Source organism: Mesorhizobium sp. M0715 (assembly GCF_040320355.1).
In the GTDB taxonomy this organism is placed as follows: domain Bacteria; phylum Pseudomonadota; class Alphaproteobacteria; order Rhizobiales; family Rhizobiaceae; genus Mesorhizobium.
This window is the reverse complement of the sequence record NZ_JAMYPL010000002.1, coordinates 160,754-176,079: the sequence shown is the minus strand read 5'-3', so window position 1 is coordinate 176,079 and position 15,326 is coordinate 160,754. Positions and strand designations below refer to the sequence as shown.

At 62.5% G+C, this 15,326-nt stretch carries 16 protein-coding genes; 5 read left to right on the top strand and 11 right to left on the bottom strand.

Annotated features, from left to right (window positions below):
• Window positions 1–7 precede the first annotated feature (7 nt).
• From iolG to NKI21_RS02705, 5 genes are all read right to left on the bottom strand, one after another.
• The gene (gene iolG, locus NKI21_RS02725) at window positions 8–1,003 is read right to left on the bottom strand and encodes an inositol 2-dehydrogenase (protein WP_352440529.1); all 996 of its coding nucleotides are present in this window, start codon (window positions 1,001–1,003) and stop codon (window positions 8–10) included.
• Between the two features lie 116 nt (window positions 1,004–1,119).
• Window positions 1,120–1,887 (bottom strand): ATP-binding cassette domain-containing protein, encoded by a 768-nt coding sequence (locus NKI21_RS02720; protein WP_352440528.1) that lies wholly within the window; start codon window positions 1,885–1,887, stop codon window positions 1,120–1,122.
• Between the two features lie 2 nt (window positions 1,888–1,889).
• On the bottom strand, window positions 1,890–2,966 hold the full coding sequence (locus tag NKI21_RS02715; RefSeq protein WP_023810654.1) for an ABC transporter permease: 1,077 nt from the start codon (window positions 2,964–2,966) through the stop codon (window positions 1,890–1,892).
• 116 nt (window positions 2,967–3,082) lie between these two features.
• Window positions 3,083–4,024 carry a sugar ABC transporter substrate-binding protein gene (locus tag NKI21_RS02710; protein WP_024502009.1) on the bottom strand — a complete coding sequence of 314 codons (942 nt, stop codon included), beginning with the start codon at window positions 4,022–4,024 and terminating at the stop codon, window positions 3,083–3,085.
• A 301-nt stretch (window positions 4,025–4,325) separates the two neighbouring features.
• Window positions 4,326–5,357 (bottom strand): LacI family DNA-binding transcriptional regulator, encoded by a 1,032-nt coding sequence (locus tag NKI21_RS02705; protein ID WP_023810652.1) that lies wholly within the window; start codon window positions 5,355–5,357, stop codon window positions 4,326–4,328.
• Window positions 5,358–5,525: 168 nt separating this feature from the next.
• On the opposite strand from NKI21_RS02705, the gene NKI21_RS02700 reads away from it, so the two are divergent.
• The 3 genes from NKI21_RS02700 to NKI21_RS02690 all read left to right on the top strand — a co-directional run bounded on the left by NKI21_RS02700 (window position 5,526) and on the right by NKI21_RS02690 (window position 8,263).
• Window positions 5,526–6,617, top strand: coding sequence for a fatty acid desaturase family protein (locus NKI21_RS02700; protein WP_352440527.1), 1,092 nt, complete (start codon window positions 5,526–5,528; stop codon window positions 6,615–6,617).
• Between the two features lie 96 nt (window positions 6,618–6,713).
• Complete coding sequence (locus tag NKI21_RS02695) at window positions 6,714–7,028, top strand: Rieske (2Fe-2S) protein (RefSeq protein ID WP_027161041.1); 315 nt, start codon at window positions 6,714–6,716, stop codon at window positions 7,026–7,028.
• Window positions 7,025–8,263 carry an NAD(P)/FAD-dependent oxidoreductase gene (locus NKI21_RS02690; protein WP_352440526.1) on the top strand — a complete coding sequence of 413 codons (1,239 nt, stop codon included), beginning with the start codon at window positions 7,025–7,027 and terminating at the stop codon, window positions 8,261–8,263. The genes NKI21_RS02695 and NKI21_RS02690 overlap by 4 nt, the downstream gene beginning before the upstream one ends.
• Before the next feature lie 285 nt (window positions 8,264–8,548).
• Here the strand turns inward: NKI21_RS02690 and NKI21_RS02685 are convergent, their stop codons facing one another.
• The 6 genes from NKI21_RS02685 to hslV form a co-directional block, all read right to left on the bottom strand.
• Window positions 8,549–9,508 (bottom strand): DUF1402 family protein, encoded by a 960-nt coding sequence (locus NKI21_RS02685; protein ID WP_352440525.1) that lies wholly within the window; start codon window positions 9,506–9,508, stop codon window positions 8,549–8,551.
• Window positions 9,509–9,739: 231 nt separating this feature from the next.
• Entirely contained in the window at window positions 9,740–11,053 is a 1,314-nt protein-coding gene (hslU, locus tag NKI21_RS02680) for an ATP-dependent protease ATPase subunit HslU (protein WP_023810648.1), read from the bottom strand.
• A 4-nt stretch (window positions 11,054–11,057) separates the two neighbouring features.
• Window positions 11,058–11,657, bottom strand: a complete 600-nt coding sequence (locus tag NKI21_RS02675) for a DUF2585 domain-containing protein (protein WP_352440524.1) — start codon at window positions 11,655–11,657, stop codon at window positions 11,058–11,060.
• 52 nt (window positions 11,658–11,709) lie between these two features.
• Window positions 11,710–12,870, bottom strand: coding sequence for a hypothetical protein (locus NKI21_RS02670; protein WP_352864396.1), 1,161 nt, complete (start codon window positions 12,868–12,870; stop codon window positions 11,710–11,712).
• Complete coding sequence (locus NKI21_RS02665; protein ID WP_352864393.1) at window positions 12,867–13,379, bottom strand: GNAT family N-acetyltransferase; 513 nt, start codon at window positions 13,377–13,379, stop codon at window positions 12,867–12,869. The genes NKI21_RS02670 and NKI21_RS02665 overlap by 4 nt, the downstream gene beginning before the upstream one ends.
• A 71-nt stretch (window positions 13,380–13,450) precedes the next feature.
• Window positions 13,451–14,002 carry an ATP-dependent protease subunit HslV gene (gene hslV / locus NKI21_RS02660; protein ID WP_127289530.1) on the bottom strand — a complete coding sequence of 184 codons (552 nt, stop codon included), beginning with the start codon at window positions 14,000–14,002 and terminating at the stop codon, window positions 13,451–13,453.
• Window positions 14,003–14,245: 243 nt separating this feature from the next.
• On the opposite strand from hslV, the gene hisB reads away from it, so the two are divergent.
• Both hisB and NKI21_RS02650 read left to right on the top strand, forming a co-directional pair.
• Window positions 14,246–14,845, top strand: coding sequence for an imidazoleglycerol-phosphate dehydratase HisB (gene hisB, locus NKI21_RS02655; protein WP_127289532.1), 600 nt, complete (start codon window positions 14,246–14,248; stop codon window positions 14,843–14,845).
• Between the two features lie 4 nt (window positions 14,846–14,849).
• Window positions 14,850–15,326, top strand: coding sequence for a DUF2628 domain-containing protein (locus tag NKI21_RS02650; RefSeq protein WP_027039976.1), 477 nt, complete (start codon window positions 14,850–14,852; stop codon window positions 15,324–15,326).

The following is a 15,326-nucleotide window of genomic DNA, read 5'->3' as shown; positions in this document are numbered from 1 at the left end:
AGGGTTCTTACTTGTCGAGACGGACGGTCTTGCCGGTCGTTGCTGATTTCAGCGCCGCATCGGCCAGCTTCAGCGCCACCAGCCCATCCGCGCCGCTCGGCGACGCTTTCTTGCCCGAGGTCGCGGCTGTGATGAACGCGGCGATCTCAATGGCGTAGGCGTCGAGGTAGCGGGTCATGAAGAAGTCGTGCAGCGGCGGGCGCGTATAGCCCTTCTCGTTGGCCAGTTCGATCGACACCGGCCGCTGGTTCTCGGCCGCGATCATACCCTTCGAACCATGCACCTCGATGCGCTGGTCGTAGCCATAGGTGGCGCGGCGCGAGTTGGAGATGACGGCCTGCTTGCCGGAAGCGGTTTCCAGGATGACGCTGACGCTATCGAAATCGCCGGCAGCACCGATCTTCTTGTCGACCAGCACCGAGGCATGGGCGCTGACCGCCACGACCTCTTCGCCGAGCAGGAAGCGCGCCATGTCGAAATCATGGATGGTCATGTCGCGAAAAATGCCGCCCGAGCGCTTGATGTAGTCGATCGGCGGCGCGCCGGGATCGCGCGAGGTGATGGTGACCATCTCGACGGTGCCGATGGCGCCGTCGTCGATCGCCTTGCGCACGGCGGCGAAATGCGGATCGAAGCGCCTGTTGAAGCCGACCATCAGCGTCGCCTTGGTCTTCTCGACCACGGCCAGGCACTTCTCGACGCGCTTGACGTTGAGGTCGATCGGCTTCTCGCAGAAGATCGCCTTGCCGGCCCTGGCGAAGCGCTCGATCAGATCGGCATGGGTGTCGGTCGGCGTGCAGATGACGACGGCGTCGATATCCCCGGCTTTCTCGATGTCTTCGATGCTGCGCACCTCGGCGCCATAGGCGCTCGCCAGCTCTTTGGCGGCCTTCTCGAACGCATCGGCAACGGCAACCAGTTTGGCCTGCGGATTGGAGCCGACGGCGCGGGCGTGGACCTTGCCGATGCGGCCGGCACCGAGGAGAGCGAAGCGAACGGTCATGGGTATTTCCTCTGGGGGGATGGGTTAGAGAGAGTTGTGTCCGCACCTTCTCTGAGGAAGGGGCAAGATTGCTTCAAGCACGCATATCGTCCTTAAAACAGGGTGATCGTCCTGTTTTAGGCTGCGAGTTCCGCCTCCCCGGTCTTGGCGCCGGTGATGTAGGAGACGATATCGTTTCCGTCGGTGTTCTCCTTGCGCAGATTGGCGACGATGCGGCCGCGCCGGAACACGACGATACGGTCGCAGAGATCGAACACCTGGCGCATATTGTGGCTGATCAGGATCAGCGGCTCGCCATTGTCCTTGAGCGTACGGACGATGTTTTCGACCTGCGCGGTCTCCTGCACGCCAAGGGCAGCCGTTGGCTCGTCCATGATGATCAGCTTGGAAGCGAAGGTTGCCGTCCGGGCGATCGCCACGCACTGGCGCTGGCCGCCCGACATGTGGCGGATGGTGTTGGACAGATTGGGGATCTTCACCGCCGTGCGGACGAGCGCCGCCTCGGTCGCTTTGCGCATGTATTTGCGGTCGAGGATCGAGAACGGGCCGAGGTTGAACAAAACCTTCTCGCGGCCGAGGAACAGGTTCGAAGGCACGTCGAGATCGTCGGCCAGCGCCAGGTTCTGGAACACGGTCTCAATGCCGGCCGTACGGGCCTCGATCGGCCCGGCAAAATTCACTTCCATGCCGTCGAACCAGATCTGGCCGCTTGTGCGCTGCTCGACGCCGGTGATCTGGCGCACGAAGGTCGATTTGCCGGCGCCGTTGTCGCCCATGATGGCGACATGCTCGCCCTTGCGCAGCTCGAAATTCGCGCCTTCCAGCGCATGCACGCCGCCATAGCGCTTGGTCAGGTTTTCGGTCTTCAGGACGATGTCTGACATGGTCATGCCCTCATTGCCCGCAGGCGTTGGCGCCACTGGTCGAGAACCACCGCACCGACGATGATCACGCCCTTGACCATCTCCTGGTAGTAGGCGTCGAGGCGCAGGAAGGTGAAGCCGGAGATGATGACGCCGAAGATCAGCGAGCCGATAACCGTGCCGATGATCGAGCCGCGCCCGCCCGACAGGGAGACGCCGCCGATGACCGCCATGGCGATGGCGTCGAGCTCGTACATCACGCCCATGCCGGACTGCGCGGTCAGGTTCTTGGAGCTCAGCACCACGGCGGCGAGCGCTGCGAGAATGCCGGCGATGACGTAGACCAGGATCTTGTGGTTGGCGATCTTGATGCCGGACATGCGCGCGGCATCTTCGTTGGAGCCGATCGCATAACAGTGCTTGCCGTACCTGGTGTAGGTCATGATCAGCTGGAACAGGATGGCCAGCGACAGGAAGATGACGACGGGCATCAGGCCTTTGCCGATGCCGGCGAAACTCTCGGTGGGAAACGAGATCGGCTGGCCCTTGGACCACCATTTGGCGATACCGCGCGCGGTCACCATCATGCCGAGCGTGGCGATGAACGGCGGAATGCGCGTGTAGGCGATCAGCGCGCCATTGACCAGGCCGGCAAACAGGCCGCAGGCGATCGCCACCAGCAGCGGCACGATGACAGGCAGGTCCGTCCAGCCTTGCGCCAAAAACATCGCCTTGGGATTGGGGTTGCCGTTGACCGTCGCCACCTGGGCGAAGCTCATGGCGATCATGGCGGTCGCGCCGACGATCGAGCCCGAGGACAGGTCGATGCCGCCGGTGATGATCACTTGCGTCACTCCGATGGCGATGATGCCGACGATCGACACCTGCAGGATGATGATCTGCAGGCGCGCTTCGTTGAAGATGCCGCCGACGTCGCTGCGGGTGTTGAACAGGAAGCTGTCGCCGAGAAAGACGCGGCCGATCAGTTCGAAGATGACGACGAGAATGACCAGCGCCAGGAAAACATTGAACTCGGCCGGCCATGTGCGCTTCCTCGCATCATAACCGACGCCGCCGACGCCATGAGATGTCTGTGCCACGTATCCTGTCCTCCATCAGCCGCGGTCGCCCTCGCGCCGTGCCGGCGCCGAGGGAGAGAGAGGGGAGCGGCGCTGTCGCGATCGAGAGCGCCGCTCCGTATCGAACCGCTGGCGGCTCAGTTCTTCTTCAGGAACTTGTCGATGTTGGCCGGCGTCACCAGCTGGAAGGGCACGTAGACCTTGTGCTCGACCTTCTCGCCCTTGGAGAGCTTGAGCGCCGCATCGAGAGCGCCGGCGCCCTGGCCGGCGGCGTCCTGGAACACGGTTACATCGAGGTCGCCCGCCTGCATGGCTGCCAGCGCATCCTGGGTGGCATCGACGCCGCCGACGACAACCGCCTTCATGTCGATGTTGCCGGCCTTCATCGCCTGGATGGCGCCGATGGCGCTTTCGTCATTGTTGGCGATGACGCCGTCGAACGGCTTGCCGGTCGACAGCCAGTTGGTCATCAGGTTCTGCGCCTCGTCGCGGTTCCAGTTCGACGTCTGCTTGTCGATGATCTTGATGAAGCTGCAATCCGGCGTCGCGATCACATCGTCGATGTCCTTGGTGCGCTGCACGGCGGCCTGGTTGGAAAGCTCGCCCATGATCACATAGACATTGGCTTCCTTCTTGCCGGCTTCCTTGAACAGGCGGCAGACTTCCTTGGTCTCGAGCGTGCCGGAATCGGCTTCGTTCGAGGCGACGAAGGCCTGGTTGTCGGGCAGCGTGTCGACATTGACGGGCTCGCGGTTGACATAGACCAGCGGGATCTTGGCGGCCGCCGCGGCATCCGACATCGCCTGCGTGGCCGAAGTGTCGACCGGGTTGACGATGATGGCATCGACGCCCGAGGCGGCGAAGTTCTTGATCTGGTCAAGCTGCTTGGCAACGTCGTTCTGCGCGTCCTCGACCTGCAGCTCCACGCCGCTCATGCCCTTGGCCTGCTCGATCATGCCGTTGCGCAGCACGGTCAGGAAGTTGTCGTCGAACTTGGCCATCGACACGCCAACCTTGGCGGCCAACGCGGATGAGCTCATCAGCGCCGCGAAGGCGACGCCCAAAATCAATTTCTTCATTGTGTTTCTCCTCCACATATTGGTGTCCGGTTTCACCGATTTATCCGGAATCCCCGATCTCCCCGGGGAATCTCTCCCTGATATCTTTTCTATTCCGGGTGACGCTTGCCTCCTGGCTGGAACGTCAAGCCCCTGTTTGAAACAGATGTTCCGGAACGAAAGAACCAAAATACACAGATGATGAAATATTTATTCCATTTCACATCGGGGCGTCAAGGGCGATTCCGCGGCCTGCCGGCCGATTTACGCATCGCTCTGATGGATTCTATCATTTGCCTCGGCGGCCTTGCGCGGCGGCGGGCTAGATGTTTTCCGGCAGGTAGATGTCAAAGGGCAGGAAGGTCTGGCCCGGAGCGTTGGCGGCGCCGGTTTCGATGGCATGCGCCATCAGGTCGACAAGCTCACGGCACAAAGCGGCGAGCGGGGTCGAGATCACCATGGTGAGGATGTTGTCGGCGAGTGCCGCGCGCGACTCGGCGTTGATCTCGTTGCAGACGACCACCGGCATGGTCGCGGGCTTCGCTGCCCGCAGCGCCGAGACCGCGCCCTCCATGCCGCCGCCGGCGACGTAGCAGCCGGCAAGATCCGGATAACGCGCCAGAAGATCGATCATCGCGTCATGGGTGACCTGGTTGGCTTCCAGATTGACGAGCGTTTCAAGCACGCTGAACTCCGGCGCATGCTCGCGAAAGAAGGAGCGAAAGCCGATCTCGCGCAACTCATGGCCGTGGAAGCGGTGGCTGCCGACGAAGAGGGCGACCTTGCCGGGCCGCTTGGCTGCTTTGGAGATCATCCATGCGGCGGTGCGCCCGACCTTGCGGTTGTCGAGGCCGATATAGCCCTCCCGGATGCCGGCGGCAAAGTCGGACAGCACCGAAAAGACCGGCTGCCCTCTCGCCTTCAAGGTTTCCACGACCGCTGTCAGGGTCGGATGGTCCGGGCCGACAACGGCGATGGCCCTCGATTTCGCCGCCAGCCTGCGCATCTGGGAGGCGATCTCGTCGGGAGCCAGGGAACTGGCGAAATCGATGGTCGCAACGCCGCGGAAGCGTTGCGATTGCGAGATGGCCAGTTCAAGTTCCCGCGCGAAGTCGCCGTAGAAGGCATCATTGCCCCGCAGCAGCAGGAAGCCCAGCCGGTACTCCGGCAATTCCTGGCGCATGCGCTGCTTGATCAGGCCGGCGGCGTGGTAGCCGATATCGGTAGCGGTCTCGTAGACGCGGCGCGCTGTCTCTTCGCGCACCGGCAGCCGGTTGTTCAGCACGCGGTCGACGGTGGCGACACTGACGCCCGAGATGCGCGCCAGATCTGATATTGTCGGCCGCTTCACCATGCTTGCCTCGTCGGATTTGCTTGAGCCTTCGTACATCATCCTGATGGGAAATGATAGAAACTATCTTTGTGATGTTGAGTCTATCATCGGTCGGCGTTACTTTGATGCTCGAAACCAAGGGATTTCACGGCATCGCTCTGGCGGATGCCTTTGCCGAGGGAGGCAATCATGTCCACTGCGCCGTCCCGGCGTGACTACAGCCTGATCGGCCGCGACGCCAGGCTCGCCGTCGAGACCGGCCTGTCGGCCGCCGAGTGGTATCACACCGACATACCGCGCAAGCAGATGAAGGAGCTGATGCAGCGCTCCGACGGGCCGGCGATCCGCGATACGGCGATCTGGTTCGCCGCGCTGATCGTCAGCGGCGCCGGCGGCGCCTGGTTCTGGGGCAGTTGGTGGTGCGTGCCGTTCTTCTTCGTCTATGGCGTCCTCTACGGCTCCTCGACGGATTCGCGCTGGCACGAATGCGGTCATGGCACCGCCTTCCGGACGCAGTGGATGAACGATGCGGTCTATCAGATCGCCTGCTTCATGATCATGCGCAATCCGGTGACCTGGCGCTGGAGCCACACGCGCCACCACACCGACACCGTCATCGTCGGCCGCGACCCGGAAATCTCGGTCATGCGGCCGCCTGATCTGGTTCGCGCCATGTTGGGCTTCGTCGGCGTGCTCGACGCCTGGCATGCGATGTCAGACATGCTGCGCAACGCCGCCGGCGCCGTCAGCGCCGCCGAAAAGACCTTCATTCCCGAACAGGAACAGCCCAAGGCGATCCGCGTCGCCCGCATCTGGACGGCGATCTATGCCGCCACCGTAGGGCTGGCGCTCTACACCGGTTCGTTCCTGCCGCTGATGCTGGTCGGCCTGCCCAGGCTCTATGGCGCCTGGCACCATGTCATGGTCGGGCTGCTGCAGCATGGCGGCCTGGCCGATAACGTCACCGACCACAGGCTGAACAGCCGCACCGTCTACATGAACCCGATCAGCCGCTTCATCTACTGGAACATGAACTACCATGTCGAGCATCACATGTTCCCGATGGTGCCGTACCATGCGCTGCCGAGGCTGCACGAACTGATCAAGCACGATCTGCCGGAACCGACACCGTCGATCTTGGCCGGCTATCGCGAGATGATACCGGTCTTCCTGCGCCAGCTGCGCAACGAGGACTATTTCCTCAAACGCGAGCTGCCGCCGACCGCACGGCCATATCGCGAAGAATTCCACAACGACACTATCGTCGCCGCGGCGGAATGATCGTGCTTCCATCCGATCTGGACTGTTTATTTTAACGCAATTCCGGGCGGAAAACCGCTGCGCACTTTTTCTGGATTGCTTTTAGGGAGGACTTGAATGAGCGACTGGGTCGAGGCCTGCGCCACCGGCGACATAGACGAGGAGGATGTGATGCGCTTCGACCATGGCGGCCGCACCTTCGCCATCTATCGCAGCCCCGACGACGAGTTCTTCGCCACCGACGGCCTCTGCACGCATGAAAAGGTGCACCTGGCCGATGGGCTGGTGATGGACGACATCATCGAATGCCCCAAGCACAATGGCCGCTTCAACTACAAGACGGGTGACGCCCGCGGCGCCCCGGTCTGCGTCAATCTCAAGACCTATCCGGTCAAGGTCGATGCCGGCAAAGTCCTGATCCAGATCGGATGACTGACATGGCGGGGGGGATGCTCATCATCGGCGCCGGCGAATGCGGCGGGCGGGCGGCATTGGCGCTGCGCGACCTCGATTATCGGGGGCCGGTGACGCTGGTCGGCGACGAGCCGCATCTGCCCTACGAGCGCCCGCCTCTGTCCAAGGAGGCGATGGCCAGCGATGCGCCCGAGATCAAGGCGATCGCCAGCGACGCCATTCTGGCCGAGAAATCGATCCGGCATATACATTCCGTCCAGGCCGTGGCGATCGATCGCGCGGCGCATGCGGTGCGCCTGTCGGACGGATCGGTCCTGCCTTACGACAAGCTCCTGCTGGCAACCGGTTCGACGCCGCGCAAGCTGCCGATGCCGGGACTGGGTCCGCGCTGCGTCTATCTCCGCACCTTTGCCGATGCGCTCGCCATTCGTGCGCATCTCACCGCCGGCAACCGCATCGCCATCATCGGCGGCGGTTTCATCGGTCTCGAACTCGCGGCCGCGGCCCGCAAGCTAGGCGCTGCGGTCACCGTTATCGAGGCGCAGCCGCGCATCCTGATGCGCGGCGTGCCGGCCGAGATCGCCGAAATTATCCACGATGCACACATCGCCGAGGGCGTTGATATTCTGTGCGGGGACGGCATCGCGTCCATCGCCGACGACGGCAACAAGGTGCGCATAGCGCTTGCCGGCGGCCGGGAAATCGTCGCCGACCTCGCGATCATCGGCATCGGCGCCGTGCCGGTGACCGGGCTTGCGGCCGAAGCTGGGCTGGCGATCGACAACGGCATTGCCGTCGATGCCGAGCTGCGCAGCAGCGATCCCGACATCTTTGCCGCCGGCGATTGCTGCTCGTTTCCGCTCGCCGTCTATGGCGGCCGCCGCGTACGGCTGGAAGCCTGGCGCAACGCCCAGGAGCAGGGCGCGCTGGCGGCGAGGAATATGCTGGGTGCCGGCGAGGCGCATGCGGCGGTGCCATGGTTCTGGTCGGATCAATATGGTCTGTCCCTGCAGATTGCCGGGCTGTCCGACGAAGGCAGCAGCACCGTGCGCCGCGACCTCGGCGACGGCGCTTTCATCCTCTTCCATCTGGCCCAGGACGGCAGGCTGGTGGCGGCCAGCGGCATCGGCCCCGGCAACGCGGTCGCCCGCGACATCAGGCTGGCTGAAATGCTGATCGGCAAGCGCGCGAAGCCGGCGCCGGAAGCACTGGGATCGCAGGACGTCAAGCTGAAGTCGCTGCTGGCGGCTTGAGCCTGCTCTGCCCCTTGTGGGAAGGGTAATCGCATATGGAATTCCTGAGATGTCTGCCCGGCACCGACCCCCACCCCTAACCCCTCCCCACAAGGGGAAGGGAGACTTCCGTCGGCGCCGACCTAGGCTAGTCGCCTGACTTTTCGGCGCCAAAGAAGAATAAAAGGCACGCGACAGCGTTCCCTCCCCCTTGTGGGGAGGGTTAGGTTGGGGGTCCTTCTTCGCAAGAGTCCATATGCGATACCCTCCCCACAAGCGGGAGGTAGAGGCCTGAGCTCAAACCCGCTAAAACAGCGCCTTCAGCTCCGCCAATTTGTCATTCACCAGCCAGCCATAGTAATTCTCTTCCGGCAGCTTTTCCGGCTCGCCGGCGGCGCGGCGCCTGTCGTTCTCAGCTTTCAAGGCATCGGCGCGCTGCTCCGGATTGCCGACATTGTAGAGCGTGGCGGTCAGCCCGGGATTGCCCGAAATGTCGAAGCCGGCAATGCTTTTGTAGGCATCGATCGATTTCCGGATCGTCGCGGCGACGTAGGGCAGCGTCAGGTCGGGATCCATGATGGTCTTGTAGACCGAATTGGGATCGCCGACGTCGAGCCTGGGCAGGCCGGAAACCTTGTGCACCAGATCGCTCATCTGTAGGGCGGTCAGCGGATTGAGCTGGCCGAGGCCGAAGGTCTGGCCGGCATAATAGGGCTGGAAGAAGGTGGCGCCGAAACGGTCGTCGGGAAAGTTCGTCCCGCCGACGCTCTTGCCGCGAAACGAACGGTTCCACACCTGTTCGCGGCATTCCCACAGATCGTAGCTGTCGGACATCCCTGCGCATTTCTTGAATTCCGGCCGCTGCACGAAATCGGTGATGTCCTCGCCGTCATAGGCGAAGGACAGCTTGCTGGAGAGATAGGAGATCGCCTTGACGTAGTAGGTCTGCAGCCGGTCATAGGCATCGACATTGTAGGTGTGCTCGCCGACGATGGCGCCGACGATGTGCAAGGGATCGATGCCGTAGGTGGCGGCTGCCTTCTTGATCTTGCCGCGCAGATCGGCGTCGTTCTGCAGCAGGGCGTAGACCTTGCGGTACTTCGCCTGGAAGCTGGTGTTGGTCGCTTGCGTGCGCCGGCTGGAGGCGCCCGGAATATCGGGCTGCACGGCATTGCGATTTCCCGGCGGCACCAATGTCGCTGCCTCGGCGGCGAACAGCGTCGCCGCCAGCGTCAAGCCGAGAATAACCAGAATCAGTTTTTTCATGCACCCGCCGCCCAAGCAATTCCAGGAAAAGTGTGAAACGGTTTTCCGGAATTGCGTCAAACCAAGAGATCGAGAATTGCCGCGCAAACTAGGTAAAGCTCTTGGTCGAGTCGAGAGCGCCCCTTCACCCGGCACTACGAAAGCTGCCAGATGATACCATCTGGCCACACATGATTTTGCTGGCCGGAAAATGTTGCCTGGACCGGCGCCGGAACGTTCCGGCGCCGTCGTTCAAAGGATGAACCGCGACAGGTCGGTATTCCTGGACAGGTCGCCGACATGCTTTTCCACATAGGCGGCGTCGATGGTGACGCTGGTTCCGTTGCGGTCGGGCGCGTCGTAGGAGATTTCGTCCAGCACCCGTTCCATCACTGTCTGCAGTCGTCTTGCGCCGATGTTCTCGACGCTGGCGTTGAGGTCGACGGCAATGCCGGCCAGCGAATCGATCGCGTCGTCGGTGAAGGTCAGGTCGACGCCCTCGGTCTTCATCAGAGCGATATACTGCTTGATCAGGCTGGCCTCTGTCTCGGTCAGGATACGGACGAAATCGTCCTTCTCCAGCGCCCGCAGCTCGACCCGGATCGGCAGGCGGCCCTGCAATTCCGGCAACAGGTCTGACGGCTTGGACACGTGGAACGCACCCGAGGCGATGAACAGGATGTGGTCGGTCTTCAGAGGTCCGTATTTGGTCGCCACCGTGGTGCCTTCGATCAGCGGCAGCAGGTCGCGCTGCACGCCTTCGCGGGAAACGCCGGCGCCCATGCCGCCTTCACGCGACGCGATCTTGTCGATCTCGTCGAGGAAGACGATGCCGTCATTCTCCGTCGCATCGAGCGCCCGGCGCACCACCTCGTCCTGGTCGAGCAGCTTGTCGGACTCGTCGTTGACCAGCAGGTCGTAGGATTCCTTCACCGTCGTCTTGCGCATCTTGGTCTTCTTGCCGCCCATCGCCTTCGACAGCATGTCGTTGATGTTCAGCACGCCGATATTGGCGCCCGGCATACCGGGGATTTCGAAGCCGGGCATGCCGCCAGCGCCGGTGTCGGCAACCTCGACCTCGATCTCCTTGTCGTCGAGTTCGCCGTCGCGCAGCTTCTTGCGGAAACTATCGCGGGTGGCCGGGCTCGCCGTCTTGCCGACCAGCGCTTCCAGCACACGTTCCTCGGCGTTGACGTGGGCGCGCGCCTTGACGTCTTCGCGCATCTTCTCGCGCACCAGGCCGATGGCGATCTCGACCAGGTCTCGGATGATCTGCTCGACATCGCGGCCGACATAGCCAACCTCGGTGAACTTGGTTGCCTCGACCTTGACGAAAGGCGCACCGGCGAGCCGCGCCAGGCGGCGCGAGATTTCCGTCTTGCCGACGCCGGTCGGCCCGATCATCAGGATGTTCTTCGGCATCACCTCTTCGCGCATCTGGCCTTCCAGCTGCTGGCGGCGCCAGCGGTTGCGCAAGGCGATGGCCACGGCGCGCTTGGCGTCCTTCTGGCCGATGATGAAACGGTCGAGTTCCGAAACGATTTCGCGGGGAGAAAATGTGCTCATATCACTAGATTCCACTTTGCCACTGCTTGATGGCCTCGAACGGATGCAGCAGCATGATCACGTTGAGTGTCAGATTGTCCCGGATGAGATAGCCGGTACCGAGTTCGAAGATGATGGCAAGGCTGACGATCACCCATATAGGTAGCCTTCGCGCCATCACAAATCCCAGCACCATGGCCAGTGTGTCGGACACCGAATTGATGATGCTGTCGCCGTAATAGTCGAGCGAGATGGTGCCGGCGCGGTAGCGCTCGATGATGAATGGGCTGTTTTCGAGCAGCTCCCAGCCGCCTTCGATGAAGACGGCGAACGCCAGCCTCAAGCCGATCGGCGAACGCGGGAACAGGAACCGCGCCAGCGCATAGAACAGGAAGCCGTGGATGATGTGCGAGAACGTATACCAGTCCGAAATGTGCTGGGAATTTTCCGAACTCTGCACGACGCCATGCCAGAGCTTGACGTAGCCGCAGGTGCAGATCGGCGTTCGCCCCATGCCGTAGAGCGCCCCGGCCTGGAAGATGATCAGGGCGAGGACGAGCAGAAGCCCCATCCGCCAGCTGTCTTCATAGGCCGAATAGCTGCTCTCCGTGGCCGGTGTCGTCATCGGTTCATTCCCCCTCGTTTCGCGTCGCCGTCTCGATCATCATAAAGCCTTGTCACGCCTTCAGCGGCGGTAGCCGGCGGATCACGGCAGCCGGCAAGGTGGGTTTGACCACAATCCGCCGGATACGCTGCCAGCCAGCCCCGAACAGAATAATCAGCGCGCCAACAACGACCAGGATCAAGGCAAAAGGCGGGATACCCGTCGAATCGGAGGCGGAATTCACCAGATAATAGATGCCCAGCGAGCCGAAGTAAGCCAATGTAGGAACCAGAAGCGAACGGCGGTCTATGGCCAGCGCGACATAGAGGAAGCCAAGGATCAGGACCGTCAGCATGATGGTTGCATTGGCGTCCGGCGCGATATGTCCGAATACGACGTTCTGGCCGGTCGCCATGATAAAGAGCGGATGCACCAGCATGGGCGCCGAGACGACATGCAGCCAGAAAGCGCAATCGGACCAGATCTTGCGTCGATCCCTGTCGTAAATGTCAAAAGCTACACCCGTTGCGAACACGATCAGGCCGCAGATCAGCGGCATGTAAAGTGCCGCTCGGAGCAATTCGGGAACATCCTCAATACGCGGCGGCGCAATCGCACCCGCTGTCACGCTGTCATACAGGATTATCGCCGTTTGCAGGAAGGCAAGCAGTGTAAAGGCGATGGCGATAGCCCCGGCAATGATGGGGACGCGAAAGCGCCAGAAATAGATCGCCGCCGCAATTATTCCTCCGCCCAGGAACAGATATCCGGCCTGGGACGCCGTCTGGCGCAACGCCAATAGCTGCCAGATGGTCTCCGGCTTGCGTATGCCGAAGCTGGCCTCCACTTGTAGCGCCAGAGCGGCCAGAATGGCGGCCATGAAAATCAGGGCAAGCACGGACGACGATAATTTCATCCGGTGCTGACGCGTGACAATTTCGGCGAGCCCCCAGGCGAAAACCGCGAGGATGCCGGCGATCCAGAATGTCTGGCCTGGAAGCAAGGTGGTCAGGACAAAGAAGAAGCCGGCGCTGAGCAGAACGGTTCCGACGGTGACGAACAGGTCGTTGCCGCCGCCGACCAGCCGCAGGTTTTCCTCGTCACCCTCGTCATCGGCGCGCCTGGCCTCGGGGGCGAGAGCGACCGCACGTTCCATGGCCTCCAACTGATCGCGAAGGGTCTGCGAGATCAAACCTTTCGCGATTGCCTTGTCGAGGGTTTCGGCGCTGATCAATTGGGCTCCTGCGTCGCGTCGCGCGCCATCATCAAGGCCGGCCCGTACTCCGATGTTCTGGTGTCAAAAGCAACAAAGCCGGCCTTTTCGTAGGCGCGGATGGCCCTGATATTGCCCGGGTCGGGGTCGATGATGACGCGCGGCACGCCTTCCTCGAACAGCTGTTCGACGAACTGGCGCACGATTGCCGAGCCATGGCCACGCCCGACCAGCTCCGGCACGCCGATCGACACGTCGATGCCGAGCGTGCCGAACGGCTGGTCGGCATAGGGGTGGTCGTCTTCCAGGTGCGGATCGTAGCTTTGCAGATAGGCGATCGGCTTGCCGTCGAGCTCGACGATCAGCGGCTCAACGGAAATGCTACCGATGTGCTCGCGAATGCCGGCGATTTCCGTCTCCGGATCGTCCCACCACTCTGCAACATGCGGCTCGGCGAGCCAGCCGGCGATCATCGGCAGGTCTTTTTCCGTCACCGGCCGAAAATCGTAGCTATCTTCTTGTTCGGCCATGATCTCTGGACGAACGGAACCGTTCGTCCGAGAAAACCGGTTTCCACTTTTCGGGGTCATGGCCGGCCTTTTCAGCCGACATCGAGCGTTTCGACGACGAAATTGTTGTTGGTGTAGACGCAGATATCGGACGCGATCTGCATCGCCTTGCGGGCGATCTCCTCGGCATCCTTGTCGCTGTCCATCAGCGCGCGGGCCGCCGCCAGCGCGTAATTGCCCCCCGAACCGATGGCCATGACGCCGAATTCGGGTTCGAGCACGTCGCCGGTGCCGGTCAGCGCCAGCGAGACCGACTTGTCGGCCACCAGCATCATCGCCTCGAGCCGGCGCAGATAGCGGTCGGTGCGCCAGTCCTTGGCGAGTTCGACGCAGGCGCGCGTCAGCTGGTCTGGATATTGTTCGAGCTTGGCCTCGAGCCGTTCCAGCAGCGTGAAGGCGTCGGCGGTGGCACCGGCGAACCCGGCGATCACATTGCCGCCCTTGCCGATGCGGCGCACCTTCTTGGCGTTGCCCTTCATGATGGTCTGGCCAAGGCTGACCTGGCCGTCGCCGGCGATCACCACCTTGTTGCCCTTGCGCACCGTCACGATGGTCGTGGCGTGCATGGTCAGTTCATTGGACATTTCCTGGCTCCGAGCAGCGCCATCCCGATAAGGCGATCGGCGCGGTACGAGTAACTTTGATCGGCCATATGTATGCATGGGGCCGGTGATTGCAAATCGCCTCCGCGGCAAGGCCGATTCCGCTCCCAGAGGTAACTGGCAATCGCTGGACCATGCTGCTAGAAGGCTTTCGTTTTCAAGCCTGCGAGCGCTTGAAGCCTCTGAGCCGGTCACGATGTGAACCTCTGCGACAAGGATAGAGTGATGCCGCCCCGTTCCGCCGAAGCAAGCCGCAAGACCAAGGAAACCGACATCTCCGTGTCGGTCCATGTCGACGGCTCCGGCAAGTCGGATATCGCCACGGGGGTCGGCTTCTTCGACCATATGCTGGACCAGCTCTCGCGCCATTCCCTGATCGACATGACGGTCAGGGCCAAGGGCGACCTGCATATCGACGATCACCACACGGTCGAGGATACCGGCATCGCGCTCGGCCAGGCGCTGGCCAAGGCACTGGGCGAGCGGCGCGGCATCATGCGTTATGCCTCGATCGACCTTGCCATGGACGAGACGCTGACGCGCGCCGCGATCGACGTGTCCGGCCGTCCGTTCCTGGTCTGGAACGTTTCCTTCTCATCGCCGAAGATCGGCACCTTCGACACCGAGCTGGTGCGCGAGTTCTTCCAGGCGCTGGCGCAGAATGCCGGCATCACGCTGCATGTCACCAATCACTACGGCGCCAACAACCACCACATCGCCGAGACCTGCTTCAAGGCGGTGGCGCGCGCGCTGCGCGTTGCTCTCGAACGCGATCCGCGCCAGCCGGATGCGGTTCCCTCCACCAAGGGATCGTTGAAGGGATAAGGCCATGGCCACCTATGTCGTGATGGAACCGCCAGGCCGCAGCGAGAAGGCCGATGCAACGGCCTTTGTCCGCGATGGCTTCACCTGGCTGGGTCTGCTCGTGCCGCCGCTATGGTTCGCCTGGCATAGGCTGTGGATCGAGGCAGCGCTTGCCTTCGTCGTCATGGGCCTGCTTTCGATGCTGGGCCAGAAGCTCGGCCTTGGTCTGGCCGGCTCGCTGCTGTCGTTGTTGGTTTCGCTCTATGTCGGACTGGAAGGGCAAGGCCTGCGCATCGCGGCACTTCGCCGGCGCGGTTGGCACGAATGGGGCGCGGTCGAAGCCGGTTGGCTCGACGACGCCGACACACGCTATGCGCTGGAAGCGGAAGCGCTTGCCGATGAGGTTGTGCCGGCGCCGCGCATGGTCCCCGATGCTGCCCTGGCGCGGCCAGCGCAGCCGGGCATGGCGCTGGGGCTGACCCACATTCCGGGAAGAAGCTGA